The sequence below is a fragment of the Ruegeria sp. CDSC021 genome (genome assembly GCF_059610845.1).
The window spans coordinates 117,981-142,687 of the sequence record NZ_JBXWOK010000007.1 but is presented as its reverse complement, the minus strand read 5'-3'; the positions used below and the strand labels follow the sequence as shown (position 1 = coordinate 142,687).

The 24,707-nt window shown below is 55.1% G+C and carries 24 protein-coding genes; 14 read left to right on the top strand and 10 right to left on the bottom strand.

Annotated features, from left to right (window positions below; translation table 11 throughout):
• Window positions 1-34 precede the first annotated feature (34 nt).
• Together AC2FGB_RS12725 and AC2FGB_RS12720 are read left to right on the top strand one after the other, a co-directional pair.
• Window positions 35-868 (top strand): cation diffusion facilitator family transporter, encoded by an 834-nt coding sequence (locus AC2FGB_RS12725; RefSeq protein ID WP_425595612.1) that lies wholly within the window; start codon window positions 35-37, stop codon window positions 866-868.
• A 159-nt stretch (window positions 869-1,027) separates the two neighbouring features.
• Entirely contained in the window at window positions 1,028-1,780 is a 753-nt protein-coding gene (locus AC2FGB_RS12720; RefSeq protein ID WP_281973606.1) for a hypothetical protein, read from the top strand.
• Window positions 1,781-1,854: 74 nt separating this feature from the next.
• On the opposite strand, the gene AC2FGB_RS12715 is transcribed toward AC2FGB_RS12720, so the two are convergent.
• From AC2FGB_RS12715 to AC2FGB_RS12705, 3 genes are all read right to left on the bottom strand, one after another.
• Window positions 1,855-2,502 carry a response regulator gene (locus tag AC2FGB_RS12715; protein WP_281973605.1) on the bottom strand — a complete coding sequence of 216 codons (648 nt, stop codon included), beginning with the start codon at window positions 2,500-2,502 and terminating at the stop codon, window positions 1,855-1,857.
• A complete protein-coding gene (locus AC2FGB_RS12710) occupies window positions 2,499-3,902 on the bottom strand; it encodes a sensor histidine kinase (protein WP_282022459.1) in 1,404 nt (467 codons plus the stop codon). Before AC2FGB_RS12710 ends, AC2FGB_RS12715 begins: the two co-directional genes overlap by 4 nt.
• Before the next feature lie 103 nt (window positions 3,903-4,005).
• On the bottom strand, window positions 4,006-4,404 hold the full coding sequence (locus AC2FGB_RS12705) for a MerR family transcriptional regulator (RefSeq protein ID WP_281973603.1): 399 nt from the start codon (window positions 4,402-4,404) through the stop codon (window positions 4,006-4,008).
• Window positions 4,405-4,503: 99 nt separating this feature from the next.
• Here AC2FGB_RS12705 and AC2FGB_RS12700 point away from each other — a divergent pair, with 99 nt between their 5' ends.
• From AC2FGB_RS12700 to AC2FGB_RS12685, 4 genes are all read left to right on the top strand, one after another.
• The gene (locus tag AC2FGB_RS12700; RefSeq protein WP_142635987.1) at window positions 4,504-4,827 is read left to right on the top strand and encodes a hypothetical protein; all 324 of its coding nucleotides are present in this window, start codon (window positions 4,504-4,506) and stop codon (window positions 4,825-4,827) included.
• A gap of 4 nt (window positions 4,828-4,831) precedes the next feature.
• Window positions 4,832-5,050: a GDCCVxC domain-containing (seleno)protein gene (locus tag AC2FGB_RS12695; protein ID WP_281973601.1), complete on the top strand. Its 219-nt coding sequence runs from the start codon at window positions 4,832-4,834 to the stop codon at window positions 5,048-5,050.
• 342 nt (window positions 5,051-5,392) lie between these two features.
• On the top strand, window positions 5,393-6,775 hold the full coding sequence (locus AC2FGB_RS12690; protein WP_281973996.1) for an IS1182 family transposase: 1,383 nt from the start codon (window positions 5,393-5,395) through the stop codon (window positions 6,773-6,775).
• A gap of 247 nt (window positions 6,776-7,022) precedes the next feature.
• On the top strand, window positions 7,023-7,922 hold the full coding sequence (locus tag AC2FGB_RS12685; protein ID WP_496689894.1) for a sterol desaturase family protein: 900 nt from the start codon (window positions 7,023-7,025) through the stop codon (window positions 7,920-7,922).
• Window positions 7,923-8,228: 306 nt separating this feature from the next.
• On the opposite strand, the gene AC2FGB_RS12680 is transcribed toward AC2FGB_RS12685, so the two are convergent.
• Window positions 8,229-9,101, bottom strand: a complete 873-nt coding sequence (locus AC2FGB_RS12680; RefSeq protein ID WP_142639611.1) for a bile acid:sodium symporter family protein — start codon at window positions 9,099-9,101, stop codon at window positions 8,229-8,231.
• A gap of 227 nt (window positions 9,102-9,328) precedes the next feature.
• Between AC2FGB_RS12680 and AC2FGB_RS12675 the strand changes: the two genes are divergently transcribed.
• The 4 genes from AC2FGB_RS12675 (at window position 9,329) to AC2FGB_RS12660 (ending at window position 12,575) form a co-directional block, all read left to right on the top strand.
• The gene (locus AC2FGB_RS12675) at window positions 9,329-10,306 is read left to right on the top strand and encodes an AraC family transcriptional regulator (protein WP_246097325.1); all 978 of its coding nucleotides are present in this window, start codon (window positions 9,329-9,331) and stop codon (window positions 10,304-10,306) included.
• Window positions 10,307-10,467: 161 nt separating this feature from the next.
• Complete coding sequence (locus tag AC2FGB_RS12670; RefSeq protein WP_058282012.1) at window positions 10,468-11,334, top strand: cysteine hydrolase family protein; 867 nt, start codon at window positions 10,468-10,470, stop codon at window positions 11,332-11,334.
• Window positions 11,335-11,382: 48 nt separating this feature from the next.
• On the top strand, window positions 11,383-11,868 hold the full coding sequence (locus AC2FGB_RS12665; RefSeq protein ID WP_142639615.1) for a YHS domain-containing (seleno)protein: 486 nt from the start codon (window positions 11,383-11,385) through the stop codon (window positions 11,866-11,868).
• A 137-nt stretch (window positions 11,869-12,005) separates the two neighbouring features.
• Window positions 12,006-12,575, top strand: coding sequence for a carboxymuconolactone decarboxylase family protein (locus AC2FGB_RS12660; protein WP_142639617.1), 570 nt, complete (start codon window positions 12,006-12,008; stop codon window positions 12,573-12,575).
• Window positions 12,576-12,594: 19 nt separating this feature from the next.
• Here AC2FGB_RS12660 and AC2FGB_RS12655 read toward each other — a convergent pair whose 3' ends face one another.
• Window positions 12,595-13,560 (bottom strand): LysR family transcriptional regulator, encoded by a 966-nt coding sequence (locus tag AC2FGB_RS12655; protein WP_246097326.1) that lies wholly within the window; start codon window positions 13,558-13,560, stop codon window positions 12,595-12,597.
• A gap of 82 nt (window positions 13,561-13,642) precedes the next feature.
• Between AC2FGB_RS12655 and AC2FGB_RS12650 the strand changes: the two genes are divergently transcribed.
• From AC2FGB_RS12650 to AC2FGB_RS12640, 3 genes are read left to right on the top strand one after another with little or no spacing between them, the layout of a single operon-like run.
• Window positions 13,643-14,269, top strand: coding sequence for a pyridoxamine 5'-phosphate oxidase family protein (locus AC2FGB_RS12650; RefSeq protein WP_496694107.1), 627 nt, complete (start codon window positions 13,643-13,645; stop codon window positions 14,267-14,269).
• Window positions 14,270-14,329: 60 nt separating this feature from the next.
• The gene (locus AC2FGB_RS12645) at window positions 14,330-15,310 is read left to right on the top strand and encodes an alpha/beta fold hydrolase (protein ID WP_496694106.1); all 981 of its coding nucleotides are present in this window, start codon (window positions 14,330-14,332) and stop codon (window positions 15,308-15,310) included.
• An 18-nt stretch (window positions 15,311-15,328) separates the two neighbouring features.
• Window positions 15,329-16,276 carry a PhzF family phenazine biosynthesis protein gene (locus AC2FGB_RS12640; protein ID WP_496694105.1) on the top strand — a complete coding sequence of 316 codons (948 nt, stop codon included), beginning with the start codon at window positions 15,329-15,331 and terminating at the stop codon, window positions 16,274-16,276.
• 417 nt (window positions 16,277-16,693) lie between these two features.
• Here the strand turns inward: AC2FGB_RS12640 and gyrB are convergent, their stop codons facing one another.
• Entirely contained in the window at window positions 16,694-19,111 is a 2,418-nt protein-coding gene (gene gyrB, locus AC2FGB_RS12635) for a DNA topoisomerase (ATP-hydrolyzing) subunit B (RefSeq protein WP_142638216.1), read from the bottom strand.
• 101 nt (window positions 19,112-19,212) lie between these two features.
• Window positions 19,213-19,785 carry a TetR/AcrR family transcriptional regulator gene (locus AC2FGB_RS12630; protein ID WP_496694132.1) on the bottom strand — a complete coding sequence of 191 codons (573 nt, stop codon included), beginning with the start codon at window positions 19,783-19,785 and terminating at the stop codon, window positions 19,213-19,215.
• A gap of 99 nt (window positions 19,786-19,884) precedes the next feature.
• Here AC2FGB_RS12630 and AC2FGB_RS12625 point away from each other — a divergent pair, with 99 nt between their 5' ends.
• Window positions 19,885-20,451 carry a carboxymuconolactone decarboxylase family protein gene (locus AC2FGB_RS12625; RefSeq protein WP_496694104.1) on the top strand — a complete coding sequence of 189 codons (567 nt, stop codon included), beginning with the start codon at window positions 19,885-19,887 and terminating at the stop codon, window positions 20,449-20,451.
• Here AC2FGB_RS12625 and recF read toward each other — a convergent pair.
• The 3 genes from recF to dnaA all read right to left on the bottom strand — a co-directional run bounded on the left by recF (window position 20,448) and on the right by dnaA (window position 24,316).
• Window positions 20,448-21,542 carry a DNA replication/repair protein RecF gene (gene recF / locus AC2FGB_RS12620; protein WP_496694103.1) on the bottom strand — a complete coding sequence of 365 codons (1,095 nt, stop codon included), beginning with the start codon at window positions 21,540-21,542 and terminating at the stop codon, window positions 20,448-20,450. The two genes, AC2FGB_RS12625 and recF, sit on opposite strands and share 4 nt — an antisense overlap.
• 39 nt (window positions 21,543-21,581) lie before the next feature.
• Window positions 21,582-22,703, bottom strand: a complete 1,122-nt coding sequence (gene dnaN, locus AC2FGB_RS12615; RefSeq protein WP_271950744.1) for a DNA polymerase III subunit beta — start codon at window positions 22,701-22,703, stop codon at window positions 21,582-21,584.
• 227 nt (window positions 22,704-22,930) lie between these two features.
• A complete protein-coding gene (gene dnaA, locus AC2FGB_RS12610; RefSeq protein WP_142638224.1) occupies window positions 22,931-24,316 on the bottom strand; it encodes a chromosomal replication initiator protein DnaA in 1,386 nt (461 codons plus the stop codon).
• Window positions 24,317-24,707 lie beyond the last annotated feature (391 nt).

Genomic DNA, 24,707 nt, shown 5'->3' with positions numbered 1-24,707 from the left:
CGCTCTTTAATCCATTCCAATATCCATTGCGGTAGTGGCTCTGAAACTGTTGGCTTGGTTGCTGACAGGCTCGGTGGCGTTGTTGTCGGACGCAATGGAATCTACCGTGAATGTCGTTGCGGCGTTGCTGGCATACTTTGCGGTTCGGGTTGCCAATAAACCCCCTGATGAAAACCACCCCTTTAGTCACAAAAAAGCTGAGTATCTTTCCGCTGTCGTCGAGGGCGTACTGATTGTTCTGGCGGCGTTCTTGATCATCGGAGAAGCTGTACTGGCACTCCCAAACCCGCATCTTGAGGATGCGCCTCTTTTTGGAACCGCCGTCAGTGTCATTGCAACGGGCGTGAATGGCGCATGGGCTTACCTATTGCTCAAAATCGGCAGTCGCGAGGGTTCGCCTGCATTGGAGGCGAGCTCCCGGCACATTTTCACAGATGTCATGACCTCAGTTGGTGTCATCGCAGGTCTGATACTTGCACTTGTCACCGGCTGGCTGATCCTCGATCCGATCCTGGCAATTCTTGTTGCACTGAACATCTTGTGGGAGGGCTGGAAAGTTATTCGGGCGTCTGTCGATGGACTGATTGATGTGACCCTTTCGGATCATGACTTGCAGACCGTTACTAATGCAATCGAAGCAAATCTCGGCGCAGCCTTGGAGTACCACGACCTCAAAGGGCGTAGATCCGCAAACGTCATCTTTGTGGAGTTTCATCTTGTTGTGGACGGCACAATGCCAGTCAGCGCGGCGCATGATATATGCAATGACATCAAGGAAGAATTGGATCGTTTGTATCCGGGTTCTGTCTTTGTCATTCACCTCGAACCTGATGACGAGCTGAAGGGTGACCGGGTTAGTTCCCGCTAAACTGGTCACATGGCTCAGCAAAAACTCAATTGGTTTGACTGATCTGACTAAGACGTTCGGCTTGAAATTCGTCAGACCTAAGCCCGATGTGGGGAAGCCGAACAAGAAGTAACCTGCCTCCAACGTCACGAAGCGTGATGCTCAAAATTGGAGGCGAAAATGAAAATTCAAAGAAAGCTGGGTCAACTTCTTAGTACCGCGGCGTTGGCTTCGTTGATCGCGGCAACACCTTATGTGCCAGCGTTTGATGCCGATGGTCGCCTACATTTTGAACCATCATATGCCTTTGCCAAGAGCGGCAGGGGAAGCGACGGGGATGGTCGCGATGATGATCGGGATGACGACAGAGATGATGACCGCGACGACGACCGGGATGATGATCGTGACGACAATTCGGGATCAGGCAAAGGTGGTCGCGACGATGATGATGACGATGACGACTCCAAACGCTCCAATAAGGGCAGCGGAAAGAAGGATCGGTCTCAAGCAGGTGGTAAACCCTTGGGTTCGGCCGGTGTAACAAAGGTCGAAACAAACGCTAACGGCATTGAAGTGCGTTACGCCGACGGAACCAAGGAGGAGATCGAAAACGGGCGGTATGAGAGAAAGAATGCTCAGAACCGAACTGTTGAGGAACGCCCTGCGACCGGTGCTGACGTCTCAAGGCTTCGGTCTTTGGCGAATGGTATCTCAATCGACAACGTGCTCTCTTCTGGGCAAGGCGGCACTGCTGGAAGTCGACCTACGAAAATTGAACGCCAGGGCAAAAATATCGAAGTGAACTATGCCAATGGTTGGAAAGAGGAGATCGAGTTTGGGCGCTACGAGCTGAAAGACCCATACAACCGGACTGTTGTTGAGAGAAACGCAACGGCTTCCGATCGCCGAAGGTTGCAGTCGGTTGCCAACTGAGCAGCAACTCCAGTAGATAACCCGTTGGTGGCTTCTTGTAGAGGGGGCCGCCATCTTCGTACTAGAGACCGCTGTTAGTCTCCCTTGTTCCAAACATCATGGGCAATGAGCGCGGCCTCTACTCGGTTTCGCGCGTGAAGCTTGGACAGTATTGCCGTCATGTAGTGCTTCACGGTCTTTTCCTGAAGGTCTAACTCGTCAGCGATTTCACGATTACTCAGTCCTTTGGCTACACGTCGAAGTATTTCTTCCTCACGATGCGTAAGGTCATCGAGAATGCTGCTGTTCTTAGAGGTGCCGGTGTCAGCGTTGATTTGAAGCAGTACCCGCGAGGCCAAGCCCGGAGAAACGAACCCTTCACCTGAGGCGATGCTGCTTAAGGAAGCGGTCAATTCGCTCGCGGTTACTCCCTTCACGATGTACCCTATCGCGCCCGCCTCCAACGCGTCCGCGACGTCGCTGCTGTTCTCTGAGACCGTCAAGATTGCAATGAAAGGCGGATTTGCCATTGCCGCAATTTTACGTGTTGCGCTTATCCCGCCACCGGGCATCGAGAGGTCAAGAATGGCTATGTCCGGCTGATGCATGACGACCAGCGATACTGCATCATCAGCGCTGGACCCGGCAGCTAAAACTTCAAAACCATCAGCTTCATCCAGCGTGCGTTGCAAACCATCCCTGAATATCGGGTGATCATCAGCTATTACGACAGATGTAGTCATGATGTGCCTAACTTTCTGGGAAAGAGTGTCATAGAAACTGTGGTGCCCTCACCCGGTCTCGATGCGACTTCGAACCTGCCGCCAATACTCTCGACCCGATCCCGCAAGCCCATAAGCCCCTGGCCACCATCGTCTCGCAACGCGGTTTCTTCTGACCTGTCAAAACCAGGCCCGTCGTCTTTGACCTTTATAATTATGCGGTCGTTCTGCGCCTCAGAGATAACGGTGCACTTGGAAGCTGGAGCATATCTCGCGGCATTGGAAAGCGTCTCCTGAAGGAACCGAAAAACGCACAGCTTGTCGGACAATGACAACTCTGGGGCCTGGCTACCCAAAAGTGAAATATCCGGTCGCAACGGGCTGTGTTCGACGTGATCCTCTACGGCTCTCTTCACAACATCGACGAGTGACAAGCTGTCGATATCTGGCGCAGAAAGCCCTCGCGATATTGCACGAATTTCAGCCAGAGATTTTTGCAAAGACTGCTGAATTTCCTCTGCCTCTTTAGAACTTTCGGACTCTTTGGAAAACGCCGCCTCCAGTCTAAGGGCGGCGAGCGACAGGTATTGCGCAGGACCATCATGTAGCTCGGCACCGAGATTTTTGAGGAACCGATCTGTTTGCGTGGCATATCTTTCTGACGCATCTACTACACGCGACCGCAGCCGGGCATTCTGCTCGGCCATCCTCTCACTTTCTGTCAGGCGCTGTTTAAGAAGAGCCCCCTGTCGTCGAATAGTTTTGTCGCCAATTGCGACAATGGAATACAGAACAATAGTACTTGCCAGAAATGCGGAACCGACGACCAACCAACTTGTTCGCCTGGCCTTGGCTAAATCTAACTCAAGCTGATCAGCTCTTTCGTAGAACTCCGCAACTGCGATGATTTCGCCGGACCAAAGTTCGCGGATGGGGCTGTAAACTTCAAGTAGTGGTATCCCCAAAGCCGCCTCGGCGGCGCTCTCGGCATGATCAAGCTCTTTGAAAGAGCCGGAGATGTCACCGCTCCACGCCCGCCTTAAGTCATCCGTTGGATTGAAACGGTTTCCAATGATGTCTGTATCAGAGGCATGTACAATCACACCGCCTTGCTTCCAGAATTTGTAGGAGACAATGCGGTCACGCATTGGCTGGGTCATGAAAATCTCGTCCAGCGCCAGGCTCGCCTGCTCAGAAAGATGGTTGCCATGTGCCAATTCCTGGCTGAGCGGGGATACTACGCTTTCCATATATAGCGCAGCGGAATTGGCGGAGTTTTGCACGACTGCGTTCTGGATTCGATTTGACACCCAGACCCCGACGATTGCGGTAGCAGTACCCATCACGAAAATGCTGGCCGCAAGAAAGACTCGCGACAGCGACCAATTGCCAATCGTCAGGTCAGTTACTTTCGCTCTCATCGTGAAATCGACTATGAACTACAATCTGTTATCGCACCACAGACCTTGGTCTGACGTGATCTGGCTAAATCTCAGATCCTGCGCTTCCGTCCAGTGGCCAGAGTCAGATATCGTCCATCGTTCTCAGTCTTTGCAGCATCGGGCATTGAACGTTTCCGCTATCACAATTGGCCGTAAGCTCACTCAAGGCGTGCTCCAGGCGTCTGAGCTCACTAATCTTGCTTTGAACGCTGGCAATGTGTGCCTCGGCCAGTTCTTTCACTGATCGGCAGTCTTCGGCACTTCCTTCTGACAGCTCCAAAAGCGCCTTTGCGTCAGATAGAGGAAACCCCAGGTCACGGCACTTCTTCAAAAATCGAAGTCTTCCAACATCGCTTGCCGAATAGAGGCGACGATTGTTCAGAGCTCGTGCGGGTCTTGGTACGATACCTTCGCGTTCGTAATAGCGGATAGTTTCTATGCCGACCCCGCATTGCCGGGAAGCCTCGCCTATCGCAATCATGTGAAGTGCCTCCACTTGATCCTATAGTTACTACAGGAGTTATACGCATTGAATGCTAGTGCCTCAACACAATCAAATCGCCTACCCAGGGAGCGAAAGATGAAAAAATATTTGACCCTCAGCCACCTGGGATCGGTTTCCGCTCTGGGGGTCGCGACATGCTGTGTTCTTCCAATGGCCATGATGTTGCTCGGCTTGGGTGGCAGTTGGTTGGCGATATTCGGAAAAATAGCGGCAGCAAGCTACTATGTTCTCGCCATCTCAACAGTGCTGGTCGCAGTTTCGTGGTTCGTAGCGCATCGAAACGGGACGTTGGCAAATCTGAAATGGTGGCTTGTCGGAAACACGGCGACTACCGCGTTGGCATGGGTCATCGTGTTCAATGAGGCTCAAATCAACGATTATCTAATCATGCAGATGTGAGACAATGACAAAACAAACTGTGGTGCTGGATAGCACTTTGACCTGCCCTCGGTGTGGGCACGTTGAAACCGAGAAAATGCCAACTGACTCGTGCCAGTGGTTTTATGAATGCAAATCATGCAAGGTAGTCTTGAAACCGTTAGAAGGCGATTGCTGTGTTTTTTGTTCCTACGCAACTGTCCCGTGCCCGCCAATTCAGTCAGGTGACTGCTGTTGTGGATAAGCGGGCCGCAACCGCAACATCCGAGAAAGGTTTTGATTGTCCGCATTGGCTCGTCGGCCAAAGTTTGCAAAGTCTGGTTTCTGCGCATCGCGACCATCAAACTCGCACAACTCTGCGCCATGGCTAACGGTAGCAAAGTCCGCGTCTCGCGAATTGCCTGACAAAACCTCGCTGCGCCCGGCACCAATAGCCGCTCTTTACGCCGCACTGCCGTGTTCAAGATGATGCCCGCGCAGCAAGAAAATCAAATTCACAGATTGGGGCTGATTTCGTTGAAAAACTCCTGCTTGATCGGCGGCCCACCGGCTGATTCAATTCTCGAGACGAGCAGGAGGATTGGCGATGATGGGACCAAGGCAAGAGGCGCAGGCCGCTTTGTTCTACGAGTTCTCGCTTGAGGATCACGTTCCCCATAATCACTTGGTGCGGTCGATTGATCGGTTTGTTGATCTGACCAGCGTCCGCGCGCATTTGGCCGACTTCTACAGCCACACGGGTCGCCCCTCCATTGACCCGGAACTTCTGATCCGAATGCTTTTGATCGGATATTGCTTTGGCATCCGGTCGGAGCGGCGGCTTTGCGAAGAGGTGCATTTGAACCTAGCTTACCGCTGGTTTTGCCGCCTCGATCTCGCGGATCGCATCCCGGACCACTCGAGCTTTTCCAAAAACCGTCATGGTCGGTTCCGCGAAAGCAATCTGCTGCGCCATGTGTTCGAGACGACTGTTGCCCGTTGCATGAAGGAAGGTTTGGTTGGCGGTCAGGGCTTCGCGGTCGACGCCAGCCTGATCAGCGCGGATGTTCAGAAGCAGAACTCCAGTAACCCCGAAGGTTGGGCAGCCCGCGAGATTAATCCCGATGATGCGCCACGCGCTGTACGCGAATATCTCGACACGCTGGACGACGAGGCCTTCGGAGCAGCTACCACCGCAAAGCCCAAGTTCACTGCCCATGCCGACCCTGCCAGCCAATGGACGGCGGCGCGGAAAGGTCCTGCTTTCTTTGCCTATTCCAACAATTATCTGATCGACACGGACCACGGCATCATCATGGACGTAGACGCAAGCCGGTCGAACAAAACCGCTGAGGTTGGCGCGATGCGCAAGATGCTCGACCGCATCGAAGAACGCTTTGGCGTGAAACCCGATTGGATCGCGGCAGATACGGCATACGGGTCTTCGGATAATCTAGTGTGGTTGGCATTGAAGCGACAGATCCTTCCCTTCATCCCAGTCTTCGACAAGGGCGAGCGGACCGATGGCACGTTCTCTCGCTCTGACTTCACTTGGGACGATGAAAACGACCGCTATATCTGCCCCGGCGGCAAAGAGATGCGGCATACATGGCGGACCTATTCTGATCCAAAACGGAATGCGCCAGTTTGGAAATCCAGAAACTATCGGGCACTGAAATCAGACTGCACAGGATGCGAGCTGAAGGCAAAGTGCTGCCCCAACGCTGAAACGCGTTCGGTCCATCGCGATAAATATGAGATCGTCAGAGACTTTGCTCGCCAATGCACCACCTCAGACTTCAATCCCGAGGCTCAGGCGCGACGAAAAAAGGTCGAGATGCTCTTTGCCCACCTCAAACGCATCCTCGGACTGGGACGGCTCCGATTACGGGGCCCTTGCGGCGTTCAAGACGAATTTACCCTCGCCGCCACCGCCCAAAACCTTCGGAAACTGGCCAAACTCAAGCCAATGCCGCTCGCCACTGGTTGAAGCGGCGGTTACGCCTTAGACATCTGAACGAAATCAAACCGATACCTCAAACAAGCCTGCCGAAATCAACGACTTTTTCAACGAAATGGACTCGAAGCAGACGTTCGGTTAATTCCGCTGAATGTCCGCCTTGCGGACCAAGCCGCCCTCAGATGGTATCGCTTGCATGTCTGCGTTACATTGGAACGGTCGTCGCCTAGAACAGCTTGCAATTCTATCGCGACGGAAACCCGAATAGTGGATGTCCATGTCCGACACAATCCTAGCTGCTGAACCAACTATCCGCATTATTGCCTTCCTATCCGTCCTGGCGGCGATGGCACTTTGGGAAGTGGCCGCACCCCGGCGAAGTCGGGATATTCCGCGCGTTATCCGATGGACAAACAACCTTGCGCTCGTGGTGCTCGACACCGCCATCCTGCGGCTGACCTTTCCAATCCTCGCAGTTGGTCTCGCAGCCATGGCCGAGGATCGCGGATGGGGGCTCTTCAATAACATCGAGGCGCCGGTTTGGGTTGCCATCGTGGTCTCCATGCTGCTTCTAGATCTCGCAATTTATCTTCAGCATGTGATGTTCCACGCCGTACCGGGGCTTTGGCGTCTGCACCGGATGCATCACGCCGACCTTGATTTTGACGCGACTACTGGCTTGCGTTTCCATCCGGTAGAAATCCTCATCTCGATGGGGATCAAGCTAGCGGTCGTAGCAACCTTGGGGCCGCCCGCTGTCGCCGTGCTCCTTTTCGAGGTGACCCTGAACGCTACCGCGCTCTTCAATCACGCAAACATTGAATTGCCGCGTCCGGTGGATCGAATTCTCAGATGGATCGTCGTCACTCCAGACATGCACCGAGTCCACCATTCAGTCGATCCAAGCGAGACCAACTCGAACTTTGGCTTTAATCTACCGTGGTGGGACCGACTTCTAGGCACTTACGTTGCGCAACCCAAGAAGGGGCACAAAAGCATGGAAATCGGCATCAAGCAGTTTCGCACACGCCGAGACCTCTGGCTCGACCGAATGCTGATTCAGCCGCTGCGCGGCCCGGCGAGCGGAGGTGCCCTCGACGCCGCGGGCCAACAGATGCGATCTTCATCTGTCTCGTCCGGGCAAACCAAGCTTGGCAATGACCAAATAGACCAATAGCGCTGATGCGGCCATTCTCCGCGGCTTGCATGTTTGGCAGGTCCAGCCCAATCCGGACACTTAATCCAAGACTTTGCAATTCCGACTTGCGGACAAAACTGACCTTGGCGTCTACACCTTCGCTGACGCAGGATCCACCGCACTGGCAACAACAGCTCTTCCCTTCAACAGGGAAAATCGCCAAGGCGGCCGTTCCACAACGGGCTTTGGAGCTCCTTGGTCGCTCTTTGACCAGACGGCGCTCTGGCATGGAAACAAAGGGGCTTGGCTCAGCGCATAACCAAAGCTAGCGAATAGGCGTCAGGATCATGAAATTGGGCTTCTTCGCGCAAGGAGGGCGAAGACAGGCAACATTGTTACGATCCAGACCACGCTATAAATTGCGGATGGTATGGCATATTCGCTTAACCCATTGGTGTTAGGCAACAGCAAAGTAGCAATTGCGATTCCCAAAGCTCCGTTTTGAACGCCGGTCTCAATTGAAATCGTCTTCGCCTCGATGTCTGTGCATCCGAGCATCCCTGAACTCATGATGCCAATAAACGTGAGTGACGCACCTACAACAAAAAGTGCGGGTCCAAGCCTAAGGTAGTTATCCGCGACCACCACCCAGTTTGAAATGATAGCGCCTCCGATGACCATCGCAAAAAGTAGCATAGAGACCTTGCTAAAGATTGGTTCGACCGCAGCTACAATTCGCGGCGCCAAGGATCGCGCGATCACCCCGGCTAGGATCGGTGAAGCTGTTAAAAAAAACATTGCTAAAGCCGTCGAAGAAATGTCGATAGCGGGCGCAGTTGCCCCCATGAACATCTGCATCGAAAACCCCAGGATGAGCGGTACGGTAACGACACAAGTCAGACTGAAGACTGCTGTAAGAGTAACGGACAAAGCGACATCCCAATTCGAAAGCTTGGTCACGATGTTACTGATCACCCCGCCCGGACAGGCCGCTAAAATCATGATGCCAACGGCTGCCTCAGCGGAAATCCCAAAGATAAAAGTCACCATCAAAGCGATGCAAGGCAGCAAAATGATCTGGTTGAGAGCGCCGACGCAAAAGGCCCGTGGACGTCGTCCGATGCGTTGAAAGTCAGCCGCTGTGAGTCCGAGGCCAAGGCAGAACATGATGACAACAACTGCGAGCGGCAGCAGCACAGATATGAAAATTTCGCCCATCTACCATGACCTCTATGGCTGCATGCTTCCGCACGCTTTCGGACGATACCGTTCAGAAAACCTGATGACGAGTGTTATCAGTTTGGCGCATTTATCCTCAAGCGCCCGAAGATCGAGGCTGTCTCTATTTATTATACCTATCACAGGGTTGGACGATCTGGCGTGAAAGAGCTTTCCAGTGCTAATCTCACTGTATGGCAAGTGTAACTTACGCATTCGCCCGCGCGATGGCCAACGCCGCCGGGATGACGCTAAACGACGATGGCGCCCTGATTTCAAATGGCGCTGTCGTGCTGCGTCTACCAGAAGCTCAAGACGGCCAATTGGCGGATGATGCGTATTTCGATCTGATCGATTGGATTCGTACGCAACAAGCGGACGAGGCCGCGTTGGTTGAGGCCTATGCGAACGCGATTGCGACCGATGATCTCGGCGTCCTTGGCCTAGCCGTAAAGACAGCTCCGACCTTGCGGCAATCTTTGCAACGGATCGAGCGTTATTTTCGTCTCGTAACGGACACCGCAGTTTACAGACTTGATGAAACCGGCGATCCTGTCCTTTGGATTTTTGAGGGACAAACATCACATCGCGCTGCCTTGGAGCTGCGCAACGAATGCGCGCTTGCGGCCTTTGCGAGGAACATGCATCGGTTTGTGGGTGATGGGTTGTCGCTCGCATATGTCACGTTTCAGCATCCATGCAGACAAGAACCAGAGCGTTACGCCGAATATTTCGGGTGCCCGGTTCGATTTGGGAGCGCCCACAACGCCATTGCTATGCGCCCTGCTATGCTGGAAAGCGAAAATCGTCTTGGCGATCCGGGCTTGTCAGATTTCATGACGAAGCACCTGGATGAGGAGTTCAACTCTCGCGATGACGACACCTCACTGAGCCAAGCAATTGTCCACCGGCTTACACCGGCCCTGAGTAACGGCGCGCCGCAAGCCGCGCATGTCGCACAAGAGATGGGAATGAGCGAGCGCACGCTTTACCGCAGGTTGGCCGAGGAAGGGCTGACCTATCGCGACGTTCTTGGTCAGGCACAAGTTGCACTTGCTCGTGACCTGCTCCGTGACGGTAAGGCTTCCATAGCCGAGATCGCCTTTATGACCGGGTTTTCGGAACAGAGCACGTTCAGCCGCGCCTTCAAGCGCTGGGTTGGCCAGGCTCCGGCACGATTCAGGCAGCAAGCGACCTCCGACTAGGCACACACCTCAAGACCACATGGCAGGTTCGGCCAAAACCTTGGCAGGGCGAGCCGATACCTCAATCGATGTGGTGCATAACTTCTTCTTTGTCAGATCCACCTGGGGCGCTGCCGAGTAAAGCAAACCCATTTGCCCCTCTCAGACAAAGGAAATTTGCAATGAGCAATCATGACCACAAACATGGAGCAAGCTGCGCTTGCGACGTCACGCCCGAACGCGTTGATATGGCGCGCCGGCGACTCTTGCAACAAGCCGCCGGTGCGGCCGCGGCAGGTACAACAATAGTGGCTGGCGGGCAGGCCCTTGCCGCGACCGACGAAGCACGCGCCTACTATGCTGACCCGGAAAATCCAGGCCTTCCCCAAATCGACATGACCATCGAGCCGGGGCGTACTGCGCTTGTGGTGACCGACCCCCAGATTGATTTTTTGTCAGAGGACGGTGTGACGTGGGGCGTCGTTGGCGAAAGCGTGACCGAACAGGGCACGGTCGACAATATCGAACGGCTTTTCATTGCCGCCAAGGCTGCGGGGATGCCGGTCTTCATCTCGCCCCACTATTACTACCCACATGACCACAAATGGGAGTTCGAGGGCACTCTGGAAGCGACGATGCACAGCATCGGCATGTTTGACCGCCTGGGACCGCTCAATTTGGACAACTTCGAGGGCTCAGGTGCCGACTGGATGCCGCAATACAAGAAGTACATCGAGGATGGCGAAACCATCATTTGCTCGCCACACAAGGTTTACAGCCCTGCTCAGAATGACCTGAACCTGCAATTGCGTAAACGCAAGATCGACAAGGTGATCCTCGCGGGGATGTCGGCGAACCTGTGTACGCAGGCGCATCTCTACGAGCTGCTGGAGCTGGGCTACGAAGTCGCTGTCGTTCGCGATGCCACAGCCGGGGCCAAGGTGCCTGAAGGTGACGGGTATCTCGCCGCCATCATCAACTTCCGCATGGTCGCCAACGGCGTCTGGTGGACCGACGACGCGGTTGAGCGCATTGGCCAATCGGCCTGACCCAAATCGATCTTCAAATTTGATCCTAGCATCCTGAAAGGACATATCATGACACGCATCTTTACATTTCCCACGCTTACAACAGCGTTGACTCTCGCCCTGGCGGCGGCGGCATTGGCTGACGATGAATACAACGTTTCGAACAGTCTTACCTTGACTGGGCAGCCCCTCGGCATGCATGGCGTCGATCCTGTATCGATGTTTGAAGCCGAAATACCCGAAATGGGCAACGCCACTTTTACATCGGCCCATGATGGAGTGGACTACTATTTTGCGTCGCAGGCAGCGAAAGCCACATTCGAGGCGGATCCGACGGCACATCTGCCTCAATTCGGCGGGTTCTGCGCCTTTGGCGTCTATGTAGGCAAGAAGCTTGATGGCGATGTTCGGTATGCCGATATCGTGGACGACAAGCTCTATCTCTTTGTGAATGAAGAAATCTTCAAGAAGTACCTTGAGGACAAAGAGACCGTGATCCAAGGCGCCCATGCCAAGTGGGCAGACATCCACCACACGCCTGTCGGCAGCCTTTGATCGAGGAATTTGGTGGCTTTTGCCGGTCGGAGCCACCGCTGCCTCTCCCCTCCCCAAAAGGCCGGCATTTCTCCAAGACACCCTGTCCGCAATGACAATTCGCGTGTGTCGAAAACTCTTCCCAAAGGAAACCAGACATGACTGATTTTGAGACATATACAATCGCCTCAGCCCCTGATGCCGCGAAACCAATTCTGGAAGCATCGCTGAAAGGATATGGTTTTGTACCCAACCTTTATGCGGCCATGGCCGAAGCGCCCGCAATTTTGGAAGGCTATACGACACTTTCCAGCATCTTTGGAAAGACCAGCCTGTCAGAGACTGAGCGCCAGATCATCCTTATGACTAACAACCGGTTGAACGGGTGCAAGTACTGCATGGCCGCCCATACCACTCTTTCACAGATGGCCGGTGTCCCCGAAGACGTGATCGCAGCGTTACGCGATGGCAGCCCTATCGCCGACCCCAAATTGGAAGCACTGCGCAAATTCGCCATCGTGATCAACGAAAGCCGAGGCTGGCCCAGCGACGCACAGGTCGAAGCGTTTCTGACGGCTGGTTACACACGCCGATCTATGCTGGAAGTCATCCTCGGCACAGCGTTGAAAACCCTGTCGAACTATACGAACCATGTGGCGGAAACCGCGTTGGATGATGCCTTTGTGCCAAATGCATGGATCGCCTCGGTCGCGGCAGTGGCTGAATAGCGCGACGCCCGCCCATTTGTTAATCTTGCTTTTGGACCTGTGTTTGATTCCCGACAAGAAGGGGATCTGATTTTAGACGTCCGACAGCAAAGTCAACAAAGGTGCGCACCTTCGCAGACACGGTTCGTCCCTCTTGATGCACAAGATGGATGGGGACTTCGGGTGGTTCATACGACTTTAGAACAGTCTTGAGCCGCCCATCTGCAATGTAGGGTGCGACTTGATAGGACAGAAGCCGCCCGACACCATGACCTTGCAAGGCCAACTCGATCACAGCGTCATTTGTGTTCATGCTGATGCGTGGGCTCATGCGTTTGGTGACAGTCTTTCTGCCCCGTTGAAAATGCCATTGGGCCGATGCATTCAAGGCAGTTGAATTAATGATTGCATGGCAGGATAAATCATCGGGCGTATCTGGTTCGCCATATTGGTCAAGATATTTACGGGAAGCAAACGCGACCTGCCTCACCGTACCACACCTGACAGCCATCAAACTGGAATCAGCGAGGTTGCCAATTCTGATCCCGACGTCGAGACCCTCATCAATCAGATTGACCACTCGGTCCACATAGAGCGTGCGCGCTGAGAGCTTTGGATACAGATCCAGAAATTCGCCCAAAATTGGAGTGACGAACATACGGCCAAACAGGACTGATGCAGTAACACTAATTTCCCCGGTCGGTTCGGCATAGGAACCGACAGCGGCGCGCTCGGCCTCTTCAAGGTCAGCCAGAATACGTCTGGCATCCTCAAAAAACCTTTGCCCGCTATCAGTCAGCATCACTGAGCGCGTTGTGCGTACAAAAAGACGTAGCCCGAGGCTGTCCTCAAGCATAGAAACCATTCGGGTCACTGTCGGTGGTGACATGTTGAGGTCGCGGGCCGCAGCAGCGAAACCTTTTAGTTCGGCGACCTTCACAAAGACTTTTAACGCGTGAAATCTGTCCAAGATATTATTCCATATTTTTGAATAATATATTGCCAAGTATCCAAATTCCGCAACTTGAAAGCTCCAATTAACTTCACCTCAGTCCCAGGGCATCGCCCAGGCCGAGATGGAGAATTCAATGGCACGACCCTTTGCAGAGATCAGCTTCACGCCCTCCGTTCGCGAAACGCAGGCCAAAAACGGGTCAGCTAACGGCTACGCGAAGTTTCTGGACGGCACGCGTCAGGAGGACTCAATCAGCCCGGTCGAGGCCAGGTTCATCGGGCAAAGAGACGGCTTCTATCAGGCAACAGTCTCGGAAACCGGCTGGCCCTATGTACAATTTCGCGGTGGACCAGCGGGTTTTCTGAAAGTGTTGGATGAACGGACACTTGCCTACGCCGATTTCCTCGGCAACCGGCAATATCTCAGCACTGGGAATCTGCTGGGCAATGACCGAATCTCGCTGATCCTGATGGATTATCCCAATCAGCGACGCCTCAAGATCTGGAGTCGGGCGAAACTCATTGATGCCAATGCCGATCCGGCGCTGATGCAACGCCTGAGTGAGCCGGGCTATCGCGCTCATCCTGAGCGGGCGATTGTGATCAAGCTTGAGGCGATGGACTGGAACTGCCCGCAGCACATCCCCCAACGCCTGACCCTTGAAGAATTTGAAGATTACCTCGTCCCGCTTCGCACTGAGCTGGAAGCACTGAAAGCTCGAAACGCAAGGCTCGAAGAGGCACTGGGTCAGCAAAACTGACCGATATCAAGCCCCGCGCGTTCAAGCACGCACGCCGTAACCTGAAGAAAGGAAATATCCATGTCGCGCAATCTGAAATCCGTCCTGAGCGCCAGCATTCTCGCACTTTCCATTGCTGCGCCATTTACACCGGCGCCAGCAATCGCCGCAGAGACTGGAATTGAAGCTACGCAGGCTGTCAGCTTCCGCACGGAAGAAATCGGCGACATCGCTATCGCCTATCGTGAAGCAGGAGATCCAAACAGACCTACTGTCCTGCTGCTTCACGGCTTTCCGACCTCATCACATATGTTCCGCAACCTTATCCCTGAACTGGCCAAGCACTACCACGTGATCGCACCCGATTTTCCCGGATTTGGAGCGTCGGAGATGCCAAAGGCCGAAGGCTTCGAGTATTCCTTCGCGAATATCTCCGAAATGATGACATCGCTGCTCGATCGGAAGGGAGTCGAACAGTACTCGGTCTATTTGATGGACTATGGTGCCCCGGTTGGTTTCCGAATGTTTGCGGAACAGCCCGAGCGGGTAACCGGCTTCATCATTCAAAACGGGAATGCTTACGAGGAAGGGCTGCGCGAGTTCTGGGATCCAATCAAAGCCTATTGGGCCGAGCCATCGCAAGAGAACGGCGACCAGCTTCGTGGATTCCTCACTCTGGATGCAACCAAATGGCAGTTCACCCACGGAGTTCAAAAACCCGAGTTGATCAGCCCGGATAACTATTGGCACGTCCAATACCTGCTTGACCGCGATGGCAATCAAGAGGTGCAACTTGAACTCTTTCTGGATTACGGCACCAACGTTGCCGAGTACCCAAAATGGCAAGCGCTGTTTCGCGAACATCAACCCCCGACGCTGCTGATGTGGGGCAAAAATGATCACATCTTTCCGGTCGAAGGCGCCTATCCCTATCAACGCGATCTGAATGATCTCGAGTTTCATCTGCTCGATACGGGACACTTTGCACTCGAAGAGTACGGGCCCGAGATTGCAGCGCAGATGACCGCCTTTCTGAACCGCATCACCACCGCTAGCAACTGACGTGGAACTGGCCGCACCATGCTCAAAGGTGCGGCCGACGCATGGAGAAAACCAATGAATACGCAAGCAAATACTGTCAGACAGGTAACGGTTGAAATCGTACACGGCTTTGTCGACGGTGGCGCCGGTGGAAATCCCGCAGGCGTCGTCCTGGATGCTGATGAATTGGGCGAACAGGATATGCAAACCGTCGCGGCAAGGGTTGGATTGTCCGAAACGGCCTTTGTGTCGCAGTCCAAGACAGAGGGCTTCAAACTGGATTTCTTCACACCGAACAGGCGCATCGCTCATTGCGGTCATGCAACAATTGCCGCCTTCTCTCACCTTGACGCGCTGGGCCGGATTCCCAATCCCAACACCTCGAAGGAGACAGTTGATGGGCCAAGGCGCATACTAATGAAAGAGGGTGCCGCCTATATGGAACAGCTGGCCCCAAAATACGCGATACCAGAGGAATGGGTGGAAAAAGATGTAAGCATCGACGATGTGCTGAACTCCCTTGGGATCAACAGACATCATCTTGATCAGGAAATACCACCGGTTTTAGTCAATACCGGTAACAGTTTCATTGTCATCGGCCTCGCTGATGCCGATGGTCTTGCCAATGTGAAACCAGATTTTGCCAAAATCACGCAAATCAGCGAACGACTGGATTTGATCGGCTACTACGTCTTCACAAGAGACCCATCGGCGACCGACCGAGACGCTACAACCCGCATGTTTGCGCCCCGATACGCGATTGAGGAAGAAGCCGCGACGGGGATGGCTGCGGGGCCCTTAGCATGTGTATTGCACGACTTTGTCGTATCATCTCAACGATCATTTCAAATCGAACAAGGGGTGTTTATGAACCCGGCGAGTCCGAGCCTGATAAAAGTCGATCTGGAAATCGACAATGGAACAATCTCCGGCCTCTTGGCAGGTGGTTTCGGCAAGGTCATGTGCTCGCGTCGAATTAGTTTCTAGCGTTGCGCTCGCGGCGAATGGCTGGCTTGGCGGGCTGCACCGCAGCAACGACGCCCATCGGGCCACGTCCGAATTGGGCCGTCCGCTGAATTTTGCAAAGTCCGGATTCCTGCGCATCGCTGACCTTAAGCAATAGCACCCGCTTATCTTGTAGCCTACAGCCGCCATCTGAGAAAACTACGGCGGAAGTCCGCATTCCGCTCTTGACGTAGATCATTCTTGTCCACTTTGGGTTGGAAGCGGCAAACTTCAAGCTTCACGGAGGCCACGTCTATGGCATGGGACCAACCAAAATTTGCGCTGTGCGCAATTAGCTTTGAATTCTAAATTCTGTGCGTGGCTTTTGCGCCCAATGTTTTGGGCCAAAGATGCAAATCTTTAGGCGAAATGCAAAGCTTTGGGCGCACCTACAAAAATTCAGAAGTCTAGATTTTCGACGCTCAGAGCATTTTTCTGTATAAATTCACGGCGCGGTTCCACGACATCGCCCATCAATTTAGTAAACAGGTCATCAGCTTCGAGCATATCATTCACCCGCACCTGCAACAGCGTCCGTGCATCCGGGTCCAACGTGGTTTCCCACAGCTGATCTGGGTTCATCTCGCCCAGTCCCTTATAGCGCTGCAGGGACAGGCCCTTTTCACCCTCTTCCAGAATGGCACGCAACAGGTCCAGCGGACCGTGGATGGCCTGCGACCGGTCGCGGCGGATCAGGGTTGCGGATGTGTTATAGATCTCCTGCAGGCTTTGGGTAAAGCTGCCGGTCTTGCGCGCTTCGCCCGAGCGCAGCATCGGGCCGTCCAGCGTACGCACCTCTTCAACGCCGCGCAGAATACGAGCCAGGCGGATGCCGTGATCCTGCGTGATCCGACCCTGCCAGCCACGTTCGTATTCCAATGCGATCAGGTCAAGACGGGCTGCGACTTTGTCGGCCACGCCTTGCAGATCGGCATCAACCGCACCGGGGACAAAGGCACCGGCCACGGCGGCCTGTTCCAGAATGTGGCGCGGATAGTGCGTCGGGAATGCATCCAGAACGCGTTTCAGCTGGCGCGCTTCGTCAACCACGCGCGCCAAGTCCTGGCCGGACAATTCCTCGCCCGAACCCAGTTTCAGCACCGCACCCTCGACGCCCTGATTGATCAGGTAGTCATCCAATGCCGCCTGATCTTTCAGATACACCTCGGACTTACCGCGCGCGACCTTATAAAGCGGCGGCTGCGCGATATACAGGTATCCGCCCTCGATCAGCTCTGGCATCTGCCGGAAGAAGAAGGTCAACAACAGCGTCCGGATATGTGCACCATCCACATCCGCATCCGTCATGATAACGATCTTGTGGTAACGCAGCTTTTCGATATTGAACTCATCGCGGCCAATGCCCGTGCCCAGCGCCATTACCAGATTACCGATTTCCTGGCTCGACAGCATCCGGTCGAACCGTGCACGCTCCACGTTCAGGATTTTCCCACGCAGCGGCAACACGGCCTGTGTCAAACGATCCCGACCTGTCTGAGCCGAGCCGCCAGCCGAGTCCCCCTCGACCAGGAAAACTTCGGTCTTTGACGGGTCCTTCTCGGAACAATCCTTCAGCTTGCCGGCCAGATAGTTCACATCCATCGCCGTTTTGCGGCGGGTCAGTTCACGGGCTTTTCGTGCGGCTTCACGGGCCAGAGCAGCCTCGATGATTTTGCCCACGATGATTTTGGCTTCATTTGGGTTTTCCTCAAACCATTCAGCCAGCTTCTCGTTCACCATTCCTTCGACCGCCGGGCGGACCTCGGAACTGACCAGCTTGTCTTTGGTCTGTGAGGAAAACTTTGGATCCGGTACTTTGACCGACAACACGCAGGTCAGACCCTCGCGCGCGTCATCGCCCGTAAAGCTGACCTTTTCCCTTTTCGCAATGCCGCTAGATTGGGCATAGTTGTTGATCGTGCGGGTCAGCGCACCCCGGAAACCCGCAATATGAGTACCGCCATCGCGCTGAGGGATGTTGTTGGTAAAGGGAAGAACTGACTCGTGATAGCTGTCATTCCACCACATCGCGATTTCGACACCGATATCGTCCCGCTCACCCTTGATATAGATCGGCTCGGGCATGGCAGACGACTTTGATCGGTCGAGGTATTTGACGAATTCCTTCACGCCGCCCTCATAAAACAGCTCAGTTTCCAGCCGTTCTGCGGGGCGTTCGTCGACCAGGATGATCCGCACACCCGAATTCAGGAAGGCAAGCTCGCGCAGGCGCTTTTCCAGCGTCTCGAACGAGTATTCGAGGTTCGAGAACGTATCGGTCGAGGCCAGAAAGCGCACCTCGGTCCCCGTACGGTCGCCACATTCGCCGACCACTTTCAGATGCTCGACGGTTTCGCCCCCTTCGAACCGGGCGACATGTTCTTTTCCGTTGCGCCAGACGCGCAGTTCCAACCAGTTGGACAGCGCATTCACAACCGAAACGCCCACGCCGTGCAGACCACCAGACACTTTGTACGAGTTGCTGTCGAACTTACCGCCCGCATGCAGCTGGGTCATGATGACCTCGGCGGCGGACACGCCTTCTTCGTGATGGATATCCACCGGAATACCACGACCGTTGTCGCTGACTGAGACGCTGGAATCGGCGTGAATTTTCACTGTCACATGGTCGGCATGACCGGCCAGAGCTTCGTCAATTCCGTTGTCGACAACCTCATACACCATATGGTGCAGACCCGAGCCGTCATCGGTGTCGCCGATATACATGCCTGGGCGCTTTCGAACTGCCTCTAAGCCTTTGAGAACCTTGATTGAATCCGCGCCGTATTCTTGCGGTGCCTGTGCGTCTTCGGACATGCCGTTAGTACCTATATTATTTTGGTAACTTATACGTTCTCTGGTGGGGAATGTCACGCGATCCCCCAATATTTTGTGCCAGAGTTTGGATTTTCAGCCGATCAAAGCTGATCGAGGTCTGCGGCGATATCTGCGGCGATTTCCTTGGCGTCGACGTCGCTGCGTTCAGCGGACAATCGCAGGCCCAATAGGTCGGATTGATAGCGCGCCGCAAGCCGCTCTGGATCGTGGTGAGGACCGATCTCTCGGGCCTGTTGCGCCTGTCTAAACAGCGTTGCAAAACATTGCTTCATCTCAGCCATATGCCGGCTGGCTTTCTGCGCTAGCTGGTGATCCCTGGCCTGCAATTCGGCAAAGGTCTTGGCGAGCATACAGGCCTGCACCGGCGTTTGGCTGGAATCGATCACAATCTGCGGCTGCGTCTTTAACGCGGCCAGTGGCCCGATGTCTTCTGCCAGCGCTGTCAGCCGCGCTACACCGTCCTGCGTGTAACGTTCCAGCGCCAGCGCATAAAGCGCGTCTTTTGACCCAAAGGCCGCATAGAAACTGCCTGGCTTCAACTTCAGCTCGCGCTCCAGATCCTTCAACGACGTCCCAGCCCAGCCGTAGCGCCAGAATATGTCGCAGGCCCGGGCGACCAGCGCGTCTCGGTCATAGGTAGGTTTGCGGGGCATCGACATCACCAATTCTTGAACGGTCACTCAAATATATACTTGAGTGATCGCTCAAGAAAGACTATTTCCGACTCAGACATCAAAAAATGGAGCATCCACATGGCCGATTTCCCATCCCACGACCTGACCACCGCCCCCGAAGGGTCCAAACCTCTGTTGGAAAAATCTCAGGCCGCGTTTGGCCGCTTGCCCGGCCTGCATAAGGTGATGGCCGAAAGCCCACAGCATCTGGAAGGCTACCAGGTTCTACATGGCCTCTTCATGCAGACCGATTTCGACAATGACGAAAAAACCGTCGTCTGGCAGACCATCAATGTCGAGAACGAGTGCCACTATTGCGTGCCCGCCCATACCGGCATCGCCAAGATGATGAAGGTGACGGATGACATCACCGAAGCGCTGCGCAACGAAACCGCGCTGCCCAATGCCAAGCTCGAGGCGCTGCGGACATTTACGCTGCAGATGATGCAGACCCGTGGCAATCCCACCGAGGCGCAGCTGCAAGCCTTCTTTGACGCTGGTTATTCGCACCGCGCCGTGTTGGACGTGGTGCTGGGCCTGGCGCAGAAAACCATGTCGAATTACGTCAACCACATGGCACAGACCCCAGTCGACGAAGTAATGCGCGGCTTCTTGTGGGAACGTAAGGTCAGCGAACCGGCCTAATCGACGATCGAGCCCTCATCACCTTCGGTGACAACCAGGGTCTGGGCCCGGTCCCCCAATTCTGCAAACAGTTCAGGCCCGGTGCCCGTCATCCAGGCCTGAGCCCCCAACGCGCAAATCTCTTCATAAAGCGCGGCGCGGCGCCCGGCATCCAGATGGGCGGCAACCTCATCCAGCAACACAATCGGCGGTGCCCCGATCATCCCGGCCAAAGCGCGCGCGTTGGACAGGATCAGCGAGACCAGCAGCGCCTTTTGCTCACCGGTCGAGCAATCCTTGGCCGGAACGCCCTTGGCGGCAAAGACGCCGTACAGGTCAGACCGGTGTGGCCCGACCAGTGTGCGCCCCGCCGCCAGATCGCGAAAGCGGCTTTCATTCAGCCCCTCACGCAGATCATCCGCCGTTTCCGGCATGGCACCTTCGGTTTGAACCAGCTCAAAATCAGCCGATGGAAAACCCGTTTCGGCCTGATCCTGTGCTGTGCGCAGATGATCCAGAGCGGCCATGCGCGCCACATGGATGCGATGCCCGGTTTCGGCCATCTGCCCCTCGAGCGCGGCGTACCAATGGGCATCGCGCACCTGTTCTTTCAGCAGCCGGTTGCGTTCGCGCATGGATTTTTCATAAATCAGCGAGGCTTCGGCGTGGGCAGGATCAAAGCTGAGCGCGATGCGATCCAGAAACCGCCGCCGCCCCTCGGCGCCTTCAATCCACAGCCGGTCCATCGACGGGATCAGCCAGACGACCCGCGCCAGCTTGCCCAGATCGATCTGACTGGCGGATTTGCCATCTATCCGAACCTGCCGCGCTGCGCCAGCTTCGGACCAAGTCTCGATCTCATAGCTCTGGCCCTGCGCTTGCAGCAGGCCAGACAGCTTCCAGCCCAGCGCCTCGGGGCGACGCGTCATCTCGGCCGCACTGGCCCGGCGCATACCGCGACCGGGTGAAAACATCGAAACAGCTTCTAGGATATTGGTCTTACCCGCGCCGTTGGGTCCGTGAATGGCAACCGGGCGGCCATCCAGCGACAGACGCGCCAGTTTGTGAGAGCGAAAATGCGAGACCGTCAGTTCGGTCAGGGCCAAGGTCATGACCCCTCTCTTTCCTCAGCGATCAGCCCCCAAAGCCAATCAGACACGCATCGGCATGACCACATAGACCGCGCTCAGGTCATTGCCTTCGCGCATCAGGGTCGGATCACCGGCGGAGTTGAACAGGAACACCGCGTTTTCGCGATCTACCTGAGAAGCAATTTCCAGCAGGTATTTTGCGTTGAAACCGATCTCGAGCCGTTCATCTGAATATGCGACGGCCAATTCTTCCTCGGCTGCACCGCTGTCCGGTGCATTGACAGAAAGAACCAGTTTATCCGTATCCAGCTGCAGCTTTACCGCGCGCGAACGTTCCGACGATACCGTCGCAACCCGGTCGACGGCCTGCGCAAACTCAGCCGCATCCACTTCCAGTTGCCGCGTGTTGCCCTGCGGGATGACCCGTGTGTAGTCGGGGAATGTGCCGTCGATCACCTTCGAGGTCAGCGTGATATCCGGCGTTGCGAAACGCACTTTAGTCTCGCTGACGGAAACGGCGATATCCATCTCGTCATCGTCCAACAGCTTGCGCATTTCACCCACGGTTTTGCGCGGCACGATCACGCCGGGCATGTCCGCAGCCCCATCAGGAAGATCTGCGTCAATGCGCGCCAGACGGTGACCATCGGTGGCCACACAGCGCAGCACCTTGCCGCCTTCGGAGCCATCTGAAACATGCATATAGACGCCATTCAGATAGTACCGCGTCTCTTCGGTTGAGATGGCGAATTTCGATTTGTCGAACAAACGGCGCAGCAATGCTGCCGAAGCCGTAAAGTTCGACTGGTATTCTGATGAGGCCATAACCGGGAAATCTTCTTTCGGCAGAGTCGCCAGAGAGAAGTTCGATCGCCCGGCTTCAACCGTCAGGCGACCCGCCGCACTGTCGGCGGTCAGGGTGACCAACGCGCCATCGGGCAGTTTGCGCACAATTTCGTGCAGGGTTGTGGCGGCAACCGTGGTGGCGCCGGCCTTTTCCACCTGCGCAGGGGCCTTGTCGACCACTTCGATATCCAGATCGGTGGCGCGGAACATGGCCTGATCGCCTTCGGCCTCGATTAGAACATTAGCAAGTATAGGGATCGTGTTGCGTCGTTCGACGACTGATTGGGCCTGGGAAACGGCCTTGAGAAGGGTGCCGCGTTCGATGCTGATCTTCATACCCTTAATTCCTCTGACTTGCGTGCCGAAAATGGGCGGGACTGGCACGTTAGCGCCTCCGCCCTGAGGCACAAGGATTTTTTATGGATTTCTGAGTCGGTTTGCCCGCAGGGTCAAGAGGCGCGTGACCCTGCGGTCACAGTTCATAGCCAACCGTGGACTATTGCGCACAAAAAAACGCCCCGGCCATCAGGATCCGGGGCGCCTGTTTAATGCCTAGAAGATACTCAGGCTTCCAGCGCGCGACGCAGCATTTCCACGTCTTCGGCGATTTGGCCATCGGTTGTCTTCAGTTCTTCGATGCGTTTGACGCCATGCATGACCGTGGTGTGATCGCGTCCGCCAAACCGACGGCCAATCTCGGGCAAAGAGCGGCTGGTCAGCTGTTTGCACAGATACATCGCCACCTGACGCGGGCGCGCATAGGAGCGCAACCGCTTGGGGCCTATAATGTCGCTAAGGCGGATATTGTAATATTCTGACACTTTGCGCTGAATCTCTTCGACGGTAATCTTGCGTTCTGACGCGCGCAGCACGTCCGCCAGGCAATCCTGCGTCAGCTCCATGTCGATCTCGCGCCCGACAAGCGAGGCAAAGGCAAACAGCCGGGTCAAGGCCCCTTCCAAAACACGCACATTGGTCGAGATGCGATGGGCCAGGAATTCCAGCACCCCATCTACGATAGTCACGTCAGGATAGGTGCGGCTGTATTGCTGAACCTTGGTTTGCAGGATGCCCAGACGCAGTTCGTAATCAGTGGGATGCAGATCGACGACCAGACCACATTGCAGGCGTGATTTCACACGGTCCTCCAGGTCCTTGATCTCGCCCGGGGCGCGGTCGGCTGAGATGATGATCTGTTTGTTCTGGTCTACCAGCGCGTTGAACGTGTGAAAGAACTCTTCCTGAGTCGAATCCTTTCCAGCGATAAACTGGACGTCATCAACCATCAGCACATCGACCGAACGGAACAGGTGTTTGAAGTCCATCATCCGGCGTTCCCGCAGCGCCTGCACAAAGCGGTACATGAACTGTTCCGCCGACAGGTACAGAACATTCAATTCGGGATGTTTAGTCTTTAGTTCCCAGGCGATGGCATGCATCAGGTGGGTTTTACCCAAGCCGACACCGCCATACAGAACCAGCGGGTTAAAAGTCACGGGGCCACCTTCGGACACACGACGCGCGGCGGCATGGGCCAGCTCGTTGGGTTTGCCGACCACAAAGCTGTCAAACGTGAAACGAGAATCCAACGGCGCCGCCTGCAGGGATTCCAACGCATCATTCGCGGTCGCGGATAAAGTCTGCGTTTGCGCTTCCTGAACGCGGGCAGGCGCAGTTGCCACGTCGTTCGAAGGACGTACCGGAGAGTTCGCTGCCACTCGGAACGCGAGGCGCTGTACAGATTCTCCGGCGGTGTTCATCTCATACAGGATAAGATCCGCAAAATTCTGGCTCACATAATTGCCCATAAAGTTCGTCGGAACCGAGAACACCGCTACACCGTCCTGCAGCTCTTGGAATTCAAGAGGCTCGATCCAGGTGGTATAGTTGTTCTTTCCGATCGCCTTGAGCAGTTTGTTACGCAGTAGTCCCCATTTCTCTTGTGTCATTAAGCGCCTCACGCATCCCATTCTTTATTGGCCTGTCGGCCTTATTACTAAGCCCCGGTCGCCCGGATCACGATGTCACTCGCAAAAGGATACCCTGCGCCAAACCGCAGAAGTTTGGCGGGTTTGTCCCTGAAAGTCAGCACAATCCAAACTCGTGACATCCAGCACCTGAATATCCCGAAAAGCGGCCTGCGCTTCGCAATCTTATCTTTAGACAGGGCTCGGATCCTCGGTTACCCCAAGACCCTCAGCAGATCAGCAAACCGGTTTATCCGGATGCCAACATTCGTTCCTCGACCGCTCTGATGCCCGTCAGTACAATCGTAGGAACAGCCTGTCCCCCCAAGCGAGTGAATCGCTGTATCAGTGGTAACAAGAGGCCGACGTCTGC

Bases quoted from the DNA above. Each gene is read 5' to 3' on its own strand.
- AC2FGB_RS12715 (WP_281973605.1), bottom strand. From the start codon at position 2,502: ATGACTACATCTGTCGTAATAGCTGATGATCACCCGATATTCAGGGAT.
- gyrB (WP_142638216.1), bottom strand. From the start codon at position 19,111: ATGTCCGAAGACGCACAGGCACCGCAAGAATACGGCGCGGATTCAATC.
- AC2FGB_RS12645 (WP_496694106.1), top strand. From the start codon at position 14,330: ATGTCGCGCAATCTGAAATCCGTCCTGAGCGCCAGCATTCTCGCACTT.
- AC2FGB_RS12705 (WP_281973603.1), bottom strand. From the start codon at position 4,404: ATGATTGCGATAGGCGAGGCTTCCCGGCAATGCGGGGTCGGCATAGAA.
- AC2FGB_RS12685 (WP_496689894.1), top strand. From the start codon at position 7,023: ATGTCCGACACAATCCTAGCTGCTGAACCAACTATCCGCATTATTGCC.
- AC2FGB_RS12720 (WP_281973606.1), top strand. From the start codon at position 1,028: ATGAAAATTCAAAGAAAGCTGGGTCAACTTCTTAGTACCGCGGCGTTG.
- AC2FGB_RS12675 (WP_246097325.1), top strand. From the start codon at position 9,329: ATGGCCAACGCCGCCGGGATGACGCTAAACGACGATGGCGCCCTGATT.
- AC2FGB_RS12680 (WP_142639611.1), bottom strand. From the start codon at position 9,101: ATGGGCGAAATTTTCATATCTGTGCTGCTGCCGCTCGCAGTTGTTGTC.
- AC2FGB_RS12625 (WP_496694104.1), top strand. From the start codon at position 19,885: ATGGCCGATTTCCCATCCCACGACCTGACCACCGCCCCCGAAGGGTCC.
- AC2FGB_RS12630 (WP_496694132.1), bottom strand. From the start codon at position 19,785: ATGCCCCGCAAACCTACCTATGACCGAGACGCGCTGGTCGCCCGGGCC.
- recF (WP_496694103.1), bottom strand. From the start codon at position 21,542: ATGACCTTGGCCCTGACCGAACTGACGGTCTCGCATTTTCGCTCTCAC.
- AC2FGB_RS12670 (WP_058282012.1), top strand. From the start codon at position 10,468: ATGAGCAATCATGACCACAAACATGGAGCAAGCTGCGCTTGCGACGTC.
- AC2FGB_RS12695 (WP_281973601.1), top strand. From the start codon at position 4,832: ATGACAAAACAAACTGTGGTGCTGGATAGCACTTTGACCTGCCCTCGG.
- AC2FGB_RS12710 (WP_282022459.1), bottom strand. From the start codon at position 3,902: ATGAGAGCGAAAGTAACTGACCTGACGATTGGCAATTGGTCGCTGTCG.
- AC2FGB_RS12665 (WP_142639615.1), top strand. From the start codon at position 11,383: ATGACACGCATCTTTACATTTCCCACGCTTACAACAGCGTTGACTCTC.
- AC2FGB_RS12700 (WP_142635987.1), top strand. From the start codon at position 4,504: ATGAAAAAATATTTGACCCTCAGCCACCTGGGATCGGTTTCCGCTCTG.
- AC2FGB_RS12640 (WP_496694105.1), top strand. From the start codon at position 15,329: ATGCTCAAAGGTGCGGCCGACGCATGGAGAAAACCAATGAATACGCAA.
- AC2FGB_RS12690 (WP_281973996.1), top strand. From the start codon at position 5,393: ATGATGGGACCAAGGCAAGAGGCGCAGGCCGCTTTGTTCTACGAGTTC.
- AC2FGB_RS12650 (WP_496694107.1), top strand. From the start codon at position 13,643: ATGGCACGACCCTTTGCAGAGATCAGCTTCACGCCCTCCGTTCGCGAA.
- AC2FGB_RS12660 (WP_142639617.1), top strand. From the start codon at position 12,006: ATGACTGATTTTGAGACATATACAATCGCCTCAGCCCCTGATGCCGCG.
- dnaA (WP_142638224.1), bottom strand. From the start codon at position 24,316: ATGACACAAGAGAAATGGGGACTACTGCGTAACAAACTGCTCAAGGCG.
- dnaN (WP_271950744.1), bottom strand. From the start codon at position 22,703: ATGAAGATCAGCATCGAACGCGGCACCCTTCTCAAGGCCGTTTCCCAG.